The sequence below is a fragment of the Dietzia sp. oral taxon 368 genome, assembly GCF_002999155.1.
GTDB classification, from domain to species: Bacteria; Actinomycetota; Actinomycetes; order Mycobacteriales; family Mycobacteriaceae; genus Dietzia; species Dietzia cinnamea.
Map to the genome: position 1 here is coordinate 1,930,004 of NZ_CP027238.1, position 12,173 is coordinate 1,942,176.

Genomic DNA, 12,173 nt, shown 5'->3' on the forward strand with positions numbered 1-12,173 from the left:
CATGGCAGGTAACTCGAGTCGGCGCGGAGCCATCCGCAAGTCCGGCACCAAGAAGGGCCAGGTCGTCGGGTCGGGCGGCCAACGACGCCGAGGACTGGAGGCGCGCGGCGCCACCCCCAAGGCGGAGGACCGGACCTACCACCCGGCACACCGCCGGGCCAAGGCCGCCAACCGCAAGGCCGAGGGCGCGCAGCAGCGCCGCCGCCAGGCACAGAAGCAGGCCGACGGCCCCGAGTACGTGGTGGGCCGCAACCCGGTGCTGGAATGCCTCCGAGCCGGCGTTCCCGCGACCGCGCTATACGTCGCGATCGGCTCGGACGCTGACGAGCGGCTGACCGAGGCCGTCCACCTCGCCGCCGGCAAGGGCATCTCCATCCTCGAGGTGCCGCGCACCGACCTCGACCGCATGGTGTCGAACGGCATGCACCAGGGCGTCGGCCTCCAGGTGCCGCCTTACCAGTACACCGACCCCGCTGACCTGCTGGACATGGCGATGGGTTCCTCCGAGCCCGCGCTGCTCGTGGCCTTGGACAACATCACGGATACGCGCAACCTCGGCGCCGTCATCCGCTCGGTCGCGGCCTTCGGCGGGCACGGGGTCCTCATCCCCGAGCGTCGCAGTGCCTCCATCACGGCCGTCGCGTGGCGGACCTCCGCCGGTGCCGCCGCCCGGCTCCCCGTCGCCAGGGCGACCAACCTCAACCGGACGCTGCTCGACTGGGCCAAGGCCGGGGTGCAGCTCGTCGGTCTCGACGCCGGCGGTGACGTCTCGCTGGACGACTACGACGGCACCGGGCCCACGGTCATCGTGGTGGGCTCCGAGGGCAAGGGTCTGTCCCGGTTGGTGCGTGAGAACTGCGATTCGATCCTGTCGATCCCGATCGCCTCGGAGGTGGAGAGCCTCAACGCCTCTGTCGCGGCGGGCGTGGTGCTGTCGGAGTTCGCGCGGCAGCGGCGCGTCAAGGGCTGACGGCGGCTGGCCGGCTGACCGGACTCGCGGTCGCCGGCTGACCGGTGCGCTCGGACCCTCCACTTCGGTTCACGGGCAGCCGCGCCTGTACATGTCACCCCGCCCGTCGGCATGGCGTCTCGCGTCCGCGGATGTCACGCGGCCCGTCGGCATGGCGTCTCGCTCGGGCATCGGGGCTGGCGAGACGCCATGTCGGGGAGCGGCTGCCCACGGGGCCGGGCAGTTTCGGGTGCGAGACGCCATGTCGGGGAGCGGCTGTGTTCTGGCCGGGCAGTTTCGGGAGCGAGACGCCAGTGCGGGGAGCGGCTGCGAGTGGCGCGGGCCCTGTTTCGTGCTCAGGCCCGCGGGCGGTGGGGTGACCGGCAGCGGTCGAACGCCGCGCGCGCGTACTCCCACGTCTCGACCCCGTAGTACAGGTGGCCCGCGATCATGTAGAGCGCGGCGAGTCGCTGGTACGTCCACGCCCGGTCGAGAAAGGTGTCGTCGACCCGGCCGACGTACCGGGCCAGGACGCCCTCGACGAAGCGCGGGCCGTATTCGTACAGTTCGGCGAAGTCCACGGCCGGGTCTCCCAGGCACATGTCGGTGAAGTCGATGAGCCCCAGCTGGCCGGGGGCGGAGTCCCGGTCCCAGTACAGGTGGCGCGAGTAGACGTCGTTGTGGAGGAACACCCGCGGCAGCAGGGTGGACTGTAACGCGCCGACCTCGTCGCAGATCTCGTGGGCGGTGCGCATCTCGTCGGGGGTGAACACCGACGGCAGGTCGTGGGCGACGATGCCGCGCACGAAGTCCAGGTTCTCGGGTTGGTAGGAGTACGGGACCCGGTCGAGCGGCGGGCCCGAGACGTCCTGGATGTGCAGCGCGGACAGGAGTGCGCCCAGCTGGCCCGCGATGACCGTCTTCTCAGGGTGGGGCAGGCTGTGCAGCAGTTCCGGGGTGAGGCGCTGACCGCGCACCAGCGGGTAGCCGGCGAACCGCCCGTGTTCGGGAGCGTGCGAGTAGCGGGGGAGTGCCGCCTCCACACGCCCGGCGAGGTGCTCCAGGACCGCGATCTCGGTGGGCAGCTGGGTGAGCGCCTGCTCGTCGTCGGGGAAACGGAAGACCAGATCGCGGTGCCCGAGGGCGTCGTCTCCGTGGCAGCCGTGGCAGATCACCACGACGTGGTCCCAGCCCTCGTCGACCCGCTCGGCGCGGTCCCAGCTCAGTGTGGGGTAGTCGGCGCGGATGGCCGCGAGCCCGGCGGCGGCGGGAGGAGCACCGGGGCCACCATCAGGATGAGCACCCGGGCCGGTAACCGGAGAGCCGGCGCCCGCGGGGCCACCATCGGGGTGAGCACTGTGGTCGCTGTTCACGGCTCACACGCTAGTACCGGGGGTCAGCGCCGGACCGCCGCCACCGCGCGACATGCCAGGTAGATGACGAACGAGACGGTGGTGACGAACACCGAGACGGGCACGCCGGGGGCGAGCGAGAGCAACATCCCGCCCACGGCGGCGAGCTCGGCGAAGAGGATCGTCAGCCCGATGGCCTTCGCGGGGCTGGAGGTGACGGCGGCCGCCGCGGCGGCGGGGGTGATGAGCAGGGAGAGCACGAGCAGCGCGCCCACCACCTGTACGGCCTGCGCCGCCGCGAGCCCCACGAGCACGGCGAAGATCATGTTGAGCGCCCGCACGGGCACACCGCGCGCCGCGGCCACCTCGGGGTCGGCGGAGGAGAACACGAGCGGCCGGTACAGCGCGATGAGCGCCACGCAGATGATCGCCGCGACCACCGCCATCTGCACGAGGCCGTTCTCGGAGACGCCGACGATCTGCCCGGTGAGCAGGGAGAAACTGGTGCCGGACCGCCCGGGATAGAGGTGGATGAACAGCACTGCGAGCCCGAGGCCGAACGCCAGCACGACCCCGATCGAGGAGTCTCGTTGGGAGGCCCGCGAGCCCATGATCCCGAACATCAGCGCCGCGATCACCGACCCCACGATGGCCCCCAGGCCGAGGTTGAGCCCGAACAGCAGCGCGGCGGCGGCACCGGTCAAGGCGAGCTCGCTGGCGCCGTGGACGGAGAACGACATCTGCCGCATGATGATGAACGGTCCGATCGCGCCGGAGAGCAGGCCGAGCAGCGCGATCGCGGCGAGACCGAAGATCACGAAGTCCTGCTGCAGCAGGTAGGCGGTGGTCTCGGTGTCGGCGATGGACTCGACGATCTCGAGCAGGCGGTCCATCAGTGCGCTCCGTCCCCGGTGTGGTCGTGGTGGTGTCCCGTGGTCCAGGGTTCGGTACACAGGTGCTGGGTGTCGCCCACCACGATGATCTGTCCGCGCACGCGCAACACCTCGACGGGGGAGGAGTACAGCTCGGACAGGACCTCGCTGGTGAACACCTCGTCGGGAGTGCCGATGCGGTGCCGCCCGTCGACGAGGTAGACGATCCGGTCGACCATCGGCAGGACCGGGTTGATCTCGTGGGTGACGAACACGACCGCCGTGTCGTGCTCGCGGCGTCGGTGATCGAGGACGGAGGCGACGGTGCGCTGACCGGTGAGGTCCAGGCTGAGCAGCGGTTCGTCGCAGAGCATGACACACGGGTCGGCGGCGATGGCCTGGGCGACGCGCACACGCTGTTGTTCGCCTCCGGACATCCGCCCGAGCGGCTTGTCGGACAATGTCGTGGCCTCGAGGCGGGCGAGGGAGTCGGCGACGATGCGGCGCTTGTCGGCGCGCCGGGACGGCCGGCCGGGTCCCCAGCGGGTGCCGTCGATCCCGAGGGCGACGAGGTCGCGGCCGCGCAGGGTGATGCCGGGGTCGAACGCGCGTTGCTGCGGGACGTAGCCGAGGGGGGTGGCGCGGTCGCCCGGCGGCCGGCCGTCGACGAGGACGCTTCCGGCGTCGGGGCGGTGCTCGCCGAGCAGGACTTTGAGCAGGGTGGTCTTGCCGGCGCCGTTGGGCCCGAGGACGGCGACGAACTCGCCGGGCCGCACATCGAGGTCGAGGTCGCGGATGAGGGTGCGGCCGCCGCGCGAGACGGTGACGCCCCGCAGGGAGACGACCGGACCGGCCCCGGGGGCGCCGCGCTCATGGTCGGCGGACGGGTCGGCGGCGGGGTCGGTGCCCGTCTGGTCGGTCACCATCCGATCAGTGCCCGACGTCGGCCACAGGGGCGGCGTCGGCGAGCGCGCCGGCCACCCGGTCGACGATGCCGGAAATCCAGCCCAGGTAGTCGGTGCCCTCGGGGAGGGTCTCGGTGAGGTCGACGACGACGAGGTCCGCCTCCTCCGCGGCGTCGCGGACGCGGGCGGTCACGGAGGTCTCGGTCTGGGTGTTGAAGGCCAGGAAGGCGACCCGTCGCTCGGCGAGCAGATCGAGCAGGGCGGCGAGGTCGGCGGCGGACGGGTCGGTGTCGTTCTCGACGGAGGCGAGGAACCCGCGCGGCGTCAGGTCGGTCAGGTGTGCGGCGTCGAACAGGTGCGCGCCGACCCGCTCGGTCTGGGCGTACGGGAAGTGGCCGCGGTCGTGGATCTCCTCGAGCTCGGCCTCGAGTGGCCCCAGGGCGTCGGCGAAGGCGCGGGCGTTGGCGCGGTACTCCTCGGCGTGCTCGGCGTCGATCGCGGCGAGTTCCTCGCCGACGCGCTCGGCGACGGCCGCGACGGTGGGCAGGCTGAACCACACGTGCTCGTTCTCGCCGGCGGCGTGCTCGTGGCCCGGCTCCTCGTCCTCCTCGCCACCGTGCACCTCGCCACCGTGGTCGTGGCCGGCGACCGCGCCACCGGTGACGCGCGTGAACTCGTCGGCGGCCCGCACGACCGGCACGTCGTCGGCGTTCTCGAGCGCGAGGTCCACGAATCCGTCGTATCCGGCGCCGTTGTAGATCACCAGGTCGGCGGTGGCGACGGCCGCCGCGTCCGCCGGGCTGGCCTCGTAGGAGTGGGGATCGGCCGCCGGGTCGGAGATGACGGACTCCACCGTGGCGTTGTCGCCGGCCACCTGCGCGGCGATGTCGGCGTACACGGTCGTCGAGGCGACCACCTGGGGGCGGTCGCCGTCGTCGGTGGCGGCCTGACCGTCGGCGCCGCAGGCGGCGAGTGTGCCCGCGCCGAGCAGGGTCACCGCGAGCGCGGCCAGCGCTCGGCGTGGGGGGATGCGCTTCTGGCGGGGGGTCGACGACACGAGCACCACTCTCGTAGTAATGGGAACCGTTGTCGTTAAGTGTAGAACCGCGGAGGCCGCGGCGTGTGAATCCGGGGGTGCGAGACGCGCGTGGGCCGGTGCGTGACGGGACGTCGTCGACGCCTGCAGCGAGGGCGGCCGCGCACGCCGCGATGTCAGCTGCGCAGGTCGGCGAGGGTGCCGAGCAGCTCGACGACCGCGGGGATGTCGGCCACGCGGTGGGCGGCCGCGGTCTCGCCCTCCCCGACCTTGATGCCCACGTCCTGCGGGCGCAGGCGGGCGAAACCGCGCTCGTCCGTGACGTCGTCGCCGATGAACAGCGCGACCTCGGCGCCGGTCTGCTCGACCATCTTCTCGATGGCCGCGCCCTTGCTCGCCTCGCGGACGGCGATCTCGACCACGTTCTTGCCCTCGGTGACGAACACCCCGTCGAGAGCGGCCGGCCCGGCCATGGCCTCGGACTGCGCACGGTCGCGAGCAGCGGGATCCGGCACCGGCCGGACGTGCAGGACGGCGGCGGTGGGCTTGGTCTCGACGTGGGCGCCGGGGGTGCGGGAGACGATGTCCTCCAGCTCGGAGCGCACCCGCTCGAGCAGCGCCACCTCGTCGTCGTCGAGGGGCGAGTCGAAACCGCCCTCCCACTCCGACCCGTGGCTCCCCACCAGCACCACCGGCGCGCCCGCGCCGCTCACCTCGGACAGTGCGGCGCGGTTGCGGCCCGACAGCAGCGCCACCGTCGTGCGGGGCAGGTCCGCGAGGCGCGCCAGCGCGTCCACGGCACCGGGCGCGGGCACAGCGCTGGTGGGGTCGTCGACGAACGGCGCGAGCGTGCCGTCGTAGTCGCACGCCACCACCAGGGTGGGCGCCGCGGCAGCGCGTCGGAGGGCCTCGTCGAGCGTCTCGGGTGGCGTCATGTGGCTCAGGATAGGCGCGGTGGCGAAGCGAAAAACCCTCTACTGGCGATGTGACGCGTGCTACGTTAAGCAAACCCATAGGAACCACCAGTCGGGCGTGGCGATCACGCACCGGAGAGCGCACGAGGATTCGGGCACACGGGTGAGCCTGGTGTCCGACCGCGATCGGAAGGTTGAAGACCATGGCACCATCAGCGCTGAGAACATCCGTCCGCCGTCGTTCGAAGGGCGTGGTCGCCGCCGTCGTGGTGGCCGGGCTGGCGCTCACGGGGTGTACCTCGACGAACACCGATGACGACTCCAGCCTGCTGCAGACGCTGCAGGAGCGCGGCAGCGTGACCGTCGGCTTCGCAGGGGAGGCACCGTACTCGTTCATGGAGAACGGAGAGCTGACCGGCGCCACCGTCGCGCTGCACCGGGAGATCTTCGGCAACCTGGGCATCGAGACCGTCGAGGGCGTGAACGCCGACTTCGGCGCCCTGATCCCCGGCCTGCAGGCCAACCGCTTCGACGTGGTCAGCGCGGGGATGTCGATCCTGCCGGAGCGCTGCGAGCAGGCCGCGTTCAGCGAGCCGGAGTTCAACTACACCACCGCGCTCATGGTCGAGGAGGGCAACCCGATGAACCTCACCGACATGCAGTCGGTGGCGGACAGCGGGGCGCGGCTGGCGACCATGACGGGCGCGATCGAGTCCGACTACGCGACCGAGCTGGGCATCGACTCGATGCAGGTCGCCACGCCGCAGGACGGGATGGACGCGGTGACGTCCGGGCGCGCCGACGTCTTCGCGCTGACCGGGATCTCGCTCAACTGGATGAAGAACAACAACCCCGACGCGCCCGTCGAGGTCACCCAGTCGTTCGTCGCCGAGATCAACGGGGTGCCGCAGGTCGGCGCCGGCGGCACCGTGTTCCGCACCGACGACCAGGACCTGCTGGACGCCTACAACGAGGAACTGGCGAAGATCACCTCCGACCCGGAGAAGTACCTCTCCATCGTGGGCGAGTTCGGGTTCACTGAAGAGGAGCTGCCCGATCCCGAACTGACGACCGCCGACCTGTGCGCCGGGGTCGAGTAGCCGGCGGTGGACAGTAATATCGATGCCTTCCTGGAGGCGTGGCCGCGTTTCCAGGAAGGCATCGTCACCACCGTCTATCTCACTCTCGGTGGCGCGGCCCTGGCGTTCGCGCTGGCGCTCGTGCTGGGTGTGGCGGCGGGCTCCCGTTTCATGCTCACCCGCGGGGTGTCGAGGACGATCGTCGAGTTCTTCCGCGGGACTTCACTGCTGGTGCAGCTGTTCTGGCTGTTCTTCGTCCTGCCGCTGCTCGGCTACGAGCTCGACCCGCTGTTCTGCGGGATCCTGGCGCTGGGGCTCAACTACGGGGCGTACGCGGCCGAGGTGGTCCGCGGGTCGCTGGCCGCCGTGCCGGCCCCGCAGTGGGAGGCCGCACTGGCATTGAACTTCACGTCGTGGCAGCGCCTGTACCGGGTCGTCTTCCCGCAGGCGTGGGTGCAGATGATCCCGCCGCTCAACAATCTGCTGATCCAGTTGCTCAAGGGCAGCGCACTGGCCAGCTTCATCCTGCTCCAGGATCTGACCTTCCATATCGGCGAGCTGCGGCGGGTCACCGGTGACACCGTCTTCGCCTTCGGGATCGGACTGGTGCTTTACTTCCTCATCGCCTACGTCCTCACCCTGTTCATGAACATGCTCGAGGTCGGCGCGAAGTCCCGACTCGGCGTCGGGCCGTCGATGCGGGAGGTCCTGAGTCTGCGTCCCGAACGGGTCGACGAGGCAGTGGGGGTCGGACGATGAGAGTCGACTGGAGTTGGGAACGCGCAGCCGAGGCCGTGCCCGTCCTGCTCGAGGGCTTCAGGATCACGCTGCTCGCCACCGTGGTCGGGTTCCTCATCGCCGCCGCGCTGGGGCTGGTCGTGGCGGTGCTCCGACGGGCCGCGCCCGCGGTGATCACGGTGCCCCTGCGCATGGTGACCGAGTTCATCCGGCTCACCCCGCTCGTGGTTCAGCTGCTGTTCGCCTACTTCCTGCTCCCGCAGTTCACCGCGTTGCAGATCGGCATCGGCGTGATCGGCGTGCATTACGCGACCTACATGGCCGAGGTGTACCGCGCGGGCATCGACGCCGTTCCGCGCGGACAATGGGAGGCCGCGCAGGCGCTGTCCCTGCCTGCGGGGCGGACGTGGCGGGCGGTCGTGCTCCCGCAGGCGATCCGCAACACCGTCCCGGCGCTCGGCAACTACGCGATCTCGCTGTTCAAGGACACTCCGTTCCTCTTCGCCATCACCGTGGTGGAGATGGTCACGGCAGCCCAGCAGTACGGCGCCCGGAACTTCCAGTACCTCGAACCGATCACGCTCGCCGGTGTGATCTTCCTCCTCGCGAGCTACCCGACATCGATCCTCATCCGGAGACTGGAGAAGTCCCTTGCCTACTGACGACACCACCCCGGCCGGCGACGCCGCCCCCGCCGGTCACGCGGCACCGGCCGGAGCGGGGTCCACGGGCGCCGATGACGCCCCGATGGTGGCGTTCGAGAAGGTGGTCAAGAAGTTCGGCGACCACACAGTCCTGGACCACCTCGACTTCACCGTGCGGCGCGGAGAGCGCGTGGCGCTGATCGGACCGAGTGGATCGGGCAAGACGACGATCCTGCGGCTGCTGATGACGATCGAGTCGGTGGACGACGGCGTGATCTGGGTGGAGGGCGAGCCGCTGACCCACCAGCTCAGGGACGGCAAGCTGGTCAAGCCCTCTCAGAAGCATCTGCGCGCCGTGCGATCGAAGATCGGAATGGTGTTCCAGCAGTTCAACCTGTTTCCCAACATGACGGTGCTGAGGAACATCACCGAGGCGCCCATCCACGTCCTGGGCCGATCGAAGGAGGAGGCGGAGGCGCGAGCGCGGGAACTCCTGGCCACCGTGGGGCTCTCGGACAAGGAGAACGCCCATCCCACCACTCTCTCGGGCGGCCAGCAGCAGCGTGTCGCCATCGCCCGTGCGCTAGCCATGGACCCGGACGTCCTGCTGCTCGACGAGGTCACCTCGGCCCTCGACCCGGAGCTGGTCGCGGACGTGCTCGGGGTCCTCCGGATGATCGCCGAGTCCACCGACATCACGATGCTCATCGTCACCCACGAGATGGGCTTCGCCCGCGACGTCGCCGACCGCGTGCTCGTGTTCGACAAGGGCAAGATCGTCGAGGAGGGGACGCCGGAAGCGATCTTCACGGACCCGCAGCAGGAGCGGACCCGCACGTTCCTCAAGGCCGTCCTCGACCGCTGAGGTCCGCGCGACGGCCGGACCTTGACCGGGCGCAGCGGAGCTGTACGATTGTCGACAATCAGACGGTCCGGCGGAAGGTGCCTGTATGACATTCACCCTGACGGCACTTGAGCTCGCCGAGTGTTTCCGTGACGGTGCATACTCCCCGGTGGAGTCGGCCGAGGAGGCGCTCGACGCCATCGAGCGGGTCGACGGGGGGATCAACGCCTTCTGCCACGTCGACCGCGAGGCGACCCTCGCCGAGGCCCGTCGTTCCGAGGAGCGGTACAGGACCGGTGCGCCGTTCGGTCCGCTCGACGGGGTGCCGACGTCGATCAAGGACATCTTCTACACCCGGGGGGTCCCGACCCTGCGGGGGTCCCACCTACTGGCCGACAAACCGGGCGCCACCGATCCGGTGTCCTGGCCCGACGACGCCCCGGTGACCTCCGCGGTCCGCGAGGCCGGCTGCGTGGTGATCGGCAAGACCACGACCCCGGAGTTCGCCTGGAAGGGCGTCACCCACAACACGCTCACCGGGATCACCCGCAATCCGCACGACCCGGCCCTGACCCCGGGCGGCTCGAGCGGTGGGGCGGCGTCGGCGGTCGCCGCCGGGCTCGGTCAGCTCGCACTGGGTACCGACGGCGGCGGCTCGGTCCGGATCCCCGCAGCGTTCTGCGGGATCGTCGCGCTCAAGCCCACCTACGGGGTCATCCCGATGTTCCCGTCGAGCCCGTTCGGAACGCTCGCGCACGCCGGGCCGATGACCCGCACCGTGCTCGACACCGCCGCGTTCATGGACGCTCTGCTGCGCCCCGACCCGCGGGACTGGTCCGCCGTCCCCGCACGTGCCACCACGCCCGGGCCCGGTGGGTACCTGGCCGCGGCGACCGAGGGGACGCGGGGCGAGCGCCCGCTCGAGGGGCTGCGGGTCGCCTACAGTCCCACGCTGGGCTTCGGTAGGAACGATGCCGACGTCGAGCGCGAGGTCACCCGCGCGGTCGGCGTCCTCTCCGAGCTCGGGGCGCACGTCGACACCGTCGACCCGGGCGTGACCGACCCAGTCGACGCATTCCACGTCCTGTGGTTCGCGGGCCTGGCCGCGGTCCTCGCGCCGCACGGGCCGGGCGCGATCGAGCGCGTGGACCCGTCGATGCGCGAGGCCCTCGGGCGGTACAGCGACTACTCCGCCGCCGATTATCTGGACGCGGTGGCCGTCCGCATGGCGCTCGGGGCACGGATGGCCGACTTCCACCAGCGGTACGACATCCTCATCACGCCCACCACCCCGATCCCGGCCTTCGCCGCGGGGTCGGACGTGCCGCCGGGCTGGCACAGCCCCGACTGGACCTCGTGGACGCCCTACACCTACCCGTTCAACATGACCCAGCAGCCGGCGCTGAGTGTCCCGTGCGGGATGACCGACGCCGGGCTGCCGGTGGGCCTGCAGGTGGTGGGGGCCCGCTTCGAGGACCGGCTCGTCGTCCGGGTCGGCGCCGCCCTCGAGGCCGCGCTGGGCAGGGTGGTGCCGACGCCCCGGGTCCACGCCGGCGCCGGGGGCGACGCCCGATGACGACTCCGGTTCCGGAATCCGCCACCGGGCCGGCCGCAGCATCCGCCACCGGGCCGGCCGCAGCACCCGCCGCGGAGTCCGCCCCGGGCCTGGCCCCCGTCGTCCGCGAGTCGACTCCGTCGCTCATCGCGCGCACGCTCCGTCGTGCGATCTCCGACGGCACGTTCGGCCCGGGCACCCAGCTCGGCGAGGCCGCGTTGGCGCGTTCGCTCGGCGTGAGCCGCGGCCCCCTGCGCGAGGCCATGCAGCGGTTGACGCAGGAGGGCCTCCTGGTCTCCCACCGCAACCGCGGGCTGTTCGTCGCCGACCTGACCCCCGAGGCCGTCGAGGACATGTACCTGCTGCGCACGACGGTGGAGACGGCCGCCCTCGACCGCGTACTCGACCTGGGACTGGGGGCCGACACGGCCGACGCGCTCGACGCCGCCGTCGACGCGATGGCCGCCCTCGCCGCCGAGCCGCGATCGGCGGCCATGGTCGCGGCGGATCTGGACTTCCACCACGCCCTCGTCGAGGCCGCGCGGAGCCCGCGACTGTCGCGCGTGCACGAGACGGTGCTGGTCGAGACGAGCATGTGCCTCCACGCCATGCGGGGTACGTATTCGGACGCCGCGTCGAGGCTCGCCGAGCATCGCGCGATCGCCGACGCGGTACGCGCGGCCGACCCGGGCCCGGCCCGCGCGCTGCTGGTCGACCACATGAGGGACGGTCTCGCGCGGGTCCTCGGATCCGGCCAGGCCGTCTGACCACCCCCGGCGCGCGGCCGTCTGACGCGCACCTCGACACCGGCGATGACCAGCGGAAAGGCGTTGATGGCCGTGATCGTCACGCGCATGAAGGAACTTTAGCGGTGCCGACCCATCCCACCCGTGGGGGTGTGCCGAATCACCTCCGATGTGACGGAAGCTGGAACGGACGGTGGGAGGGAAAGATGCAGCACAGCGTGTTGACCAAGACCGACGAGCAGTGGGCGTGGGCAGATCTCGGTCGGTGTCGGGACATTCCGGACCTGTTCTACAACGGGGAGGATGAGGCCAAGGCGACGCGGCGCCGCAAGGAGACCGCGGCCAAGAAGCTCTGCGCGCAATGCCCCGTCATCGACGCCTGCCGCCGCCACGCCACGTACAACCGTGAGCTGTACGGCGTGTGGGGCGGGATGACCGAGGCCGAGCGCCACCGCCAGGCCGGCCGGGTGCGCACCGGCTAGACCCTCCCTGTGTTCGCGCGACACCCGAAATTCGCTACTCGGACGCCTGATCCGCTA

12 protein-coding genes and 1 pseudogene are annotated in these 12,173 nt (G+C 71.1%); 8 read left to right on the forward strand and 5 right to left on the reverse strand.

What is annotated here, in order from left to right:
• Position 1: 1 nt before the first annotated feature.
• Positions 2 to 970, forward strand: coding sequence for a 23S rRNA (guanosine(2251)-2'-O)-methyltransferase RlmB (gene rlmB, locus C3V38_RS09045; RefSeq protein WP_061227457.1), 969 nt, complete (start codon positions 2 to 4; stop codon positions 968 to 970).
• A gap of 335 nt (positions 971 to 1,305) precedes the next feature.
• Here the strand turns inward: rlmB and C3V38_RS09050 are convergent, their stop codons facing one another.
• From C3V38_RS09050 to otsB, 5 genes and pseudogenes are all read right to left on the reverse strand, one after another.
• Entirely contained in the window at positions 1,306 to 2,322 is a 1,017-nt protein-coding gene (locus tag C3V38_RS09050) for an aminoglycoside phosphotransferase family protein (RefSeq protein WP_254425934.1), read from the reverse strand.
• A gap of 23 nt (positions 2,323 to 2,345) precedes the next feature.
• Positions 2,346 to 3,194 carry a metal ABC transporter permease gene (locus tag C3V38_RS09055; RefSeq protein WP_061227456.1) on the reverse strand — a complete coding sequence of 283 codons (849 nt, stop codon included), beginning with the start codon at positions 3,192 to 3,194 and terminating at the stop codon, positions 2,346 to 2,348.
• Positions 3,194 to 3,955, reverse strand: a pseudogene (locus C3V38_RS09060) (metal ABC transporter ATP-binding protein); the annotation flags it as partial. The gene C3V38_RS09055 and the pseudogene C3V38_RS09060, both read right to left, overlap by 1 nt.
• 148 nt (positions 3,956 to 4,103) lie before the next feature.
• The gene (locus tag C3V38_RS09065) at positions 4,104 to 5,135 is read right to left on the reverse strand and encodes a metal ABC transporter solute-binding protein, Zn/Mn family (RefSeq protein WP_254425935.1); all 1,032 of its coding nucleotides are present in this window, start codon (positions 5,133 to 5,135) and stop codon (positions 4,104 to 4,106) included.
• Between the two features lie 155 nt (positions 5,136 to 5,290).
• Positions 5,291 to 6,049, reverse strand: a complete 759-nt coding sequence (otsB, locus tag C3V38_RS09070) for a trehalose-phosphatase (protein ID WP_061227453.1) — start codon at positions 6,047 to 6,049, stop codon at positions 5,291 to 5,293.
• 182 nt (positions 6,050 to 6,231) lie between these two features.
• Between otsB and ehuB the strand changes: the two genes are divergently transcribed.
• The 7 genes from ehuB (at position 6,232) to C3V38_RS09105 (ending at position 12,116) form a co-directional block, all read left to right on the forward strand.
• On the forward strand, positions 6,232 to 7,128 hold the full coding sequence (ehuB, locus tag C3V38_RS09075; protein ID WP_106385606.1) for an ectoine/hydroxyectoine ABC transporter substrate-binding protein EhuB: 897 nt from the start codon (positions 6,232 to 6,234) through the stop codon (positions 7,126 to 7,128).
• A 6-nt stretch (positions 7,129 to 7,134) separates the two neighbouring features.
• On the forward strand, positions 7,135 to 7,866 hold the full coding sequence (gene ehuC, locus C3V38_RS09080) for an ectoine/hydroxyectoine ABC transporter permease subunit EhuC (protein WP_106385607.1): 732 nt from the start codon (positions 7,135 to 7,137) through the stop codon (positions 7,864 to 7,866).
• Positions 7,863 to 8,507, forward strand: a complete 645-nt coding sequence (gene ehuD, locus C3V38_RS09085) for an ectoine/hydroxyectoine ABC transporter permease subunit EhuD (protein ID WP_106385608.1) — start codon at positions 7,863 to 7,865, stop codon at positions 8,505 to 8,507. Before ehuC ends, ehuD begins: the two co-directional genes overlap by 4 nt.
• Before the next feature lie 85 nt (positions 8,508 to 8,592).
• Positions 8,593 to 9,354 (forward strand): ectoine/hydroxyectoine ABC transporter ATP-binding protein EhuA, encoded by a 762-nt coding sequence (ehuA, locus tag C3V38_RS09090; RefSeq protein ID WP_106385609.1) that lies wholly within the window; start codon positions 8,593 to 8,595, stop codon positions 9,352 to 9,354.
• Between the two features lie 85 nt (positions 9,355 to 9,439).
• On the forward strand, positions 9,440 to 10,909 hold the full coding sequence (locus C3V38_RS09095; RefSeq protein ID WP_106385610.1) for an amidase: 1,470 nt from the start codon (positions 9,440 to 9,442) through the stop codon (positions 10,907 to 10,909).
• Entirely contained in the window at positions 10,906 to 11,655 is a 750-nt protein-coding gene (locus C3V38_RS09100) for a GntR family transcriptional regulator (protein ID WP_082767558.1), read from the forward strand. The genes C3V38_RS09095 and C3V38_RS09100 overlap by 4 nt, the downstream gene beginning before the upstream one ends.
• Before the next feature lie 185 nt (positions 11,656 to 11,840).
• The gene (locus C3V38_RS09105) at positions 11,841 to 12,116 is read left to right on the forward strand and encodes a WhiB family transcriptional regulator (RefSeq protein ID WP_063935329.1); all 276 of its coding nucleotides are present in this window, start codon (positions 11,841 to 11,843) and stop codon (positions 12,114 to 12,116) included.
• The last annotated feature ends 57 nt before the right edge of the window (positions 12,117 to 12,173 follow it).

What these genes read in the sequence shown, in the direction of transcription:
- rlmB (WP_061227457.1), top strand. Translation starts at nt 2, where the DNA reads ATGGCAGGTAACTCGAGTCGGCGCGGAGCCATCCGCAAGTCCGGCACC.
- C3V38_RS09055 (WP_061227456.1), bottom strand. Translation starts at nt 3,194, where the DNA reads ATGGACCGCCTGCTCGAGATCGTCGAGTCCATCGCCGACACCGAGACC.
- otsB (WP_061227453.1), bottom strand. Translation starts at nt 6,049, where the DNA reads ATGACGCCACCCGAGACGCTCGACGAGGCCCTCCGACGCGCTGCCGCG.
- ehuB (WP_106385606.1), top strand. Translation starts at nt 6,232, where the DNA reads ATGGCACCATCAGCGCTGAGAACATCCGTCCGCCGTCGTTCGAAGGGC.
- ehuD (WP_106385608.1), top strand. Translation starts at nt 7,863, where the DNA reads ATGAGAGTCGACTGGAGTTGGGAACGCGCAGCCGAGGCCGTGCCCGTC.
- ehuA (WP_106385609.1), top strand. Translation starts at nt 8,593, where the DNA reads ATGGTGGCGTTCGAGAAGGTGGTCAAGAAGTTCGGCGACCACACAGTC.
- C3V38_RS09095 (WP_106385610.1), top strand. Translation starts at nt 9,440, where the DNA reads ATGACATTCACCCTGACGGCACTTGAGCTCGCCGAGTGTTTCCGTGAC.
- C3V38_RS09100 (WP_082767558.1), top strand. Translation starts at nt 10,906, where the DNA reads ATGACGACTCCGGTTCCGGAATCCGCCACCGGGCCGGCCGCAGCATCC.
- C3V38_RS09105 (WP_063935329.1), top strand. Translation starts at nt 11,841, where the DNA reads ATGCAGCACAGCGTGTTGACCAAGACCGACGAGCAGTGGGCGTGGGCA.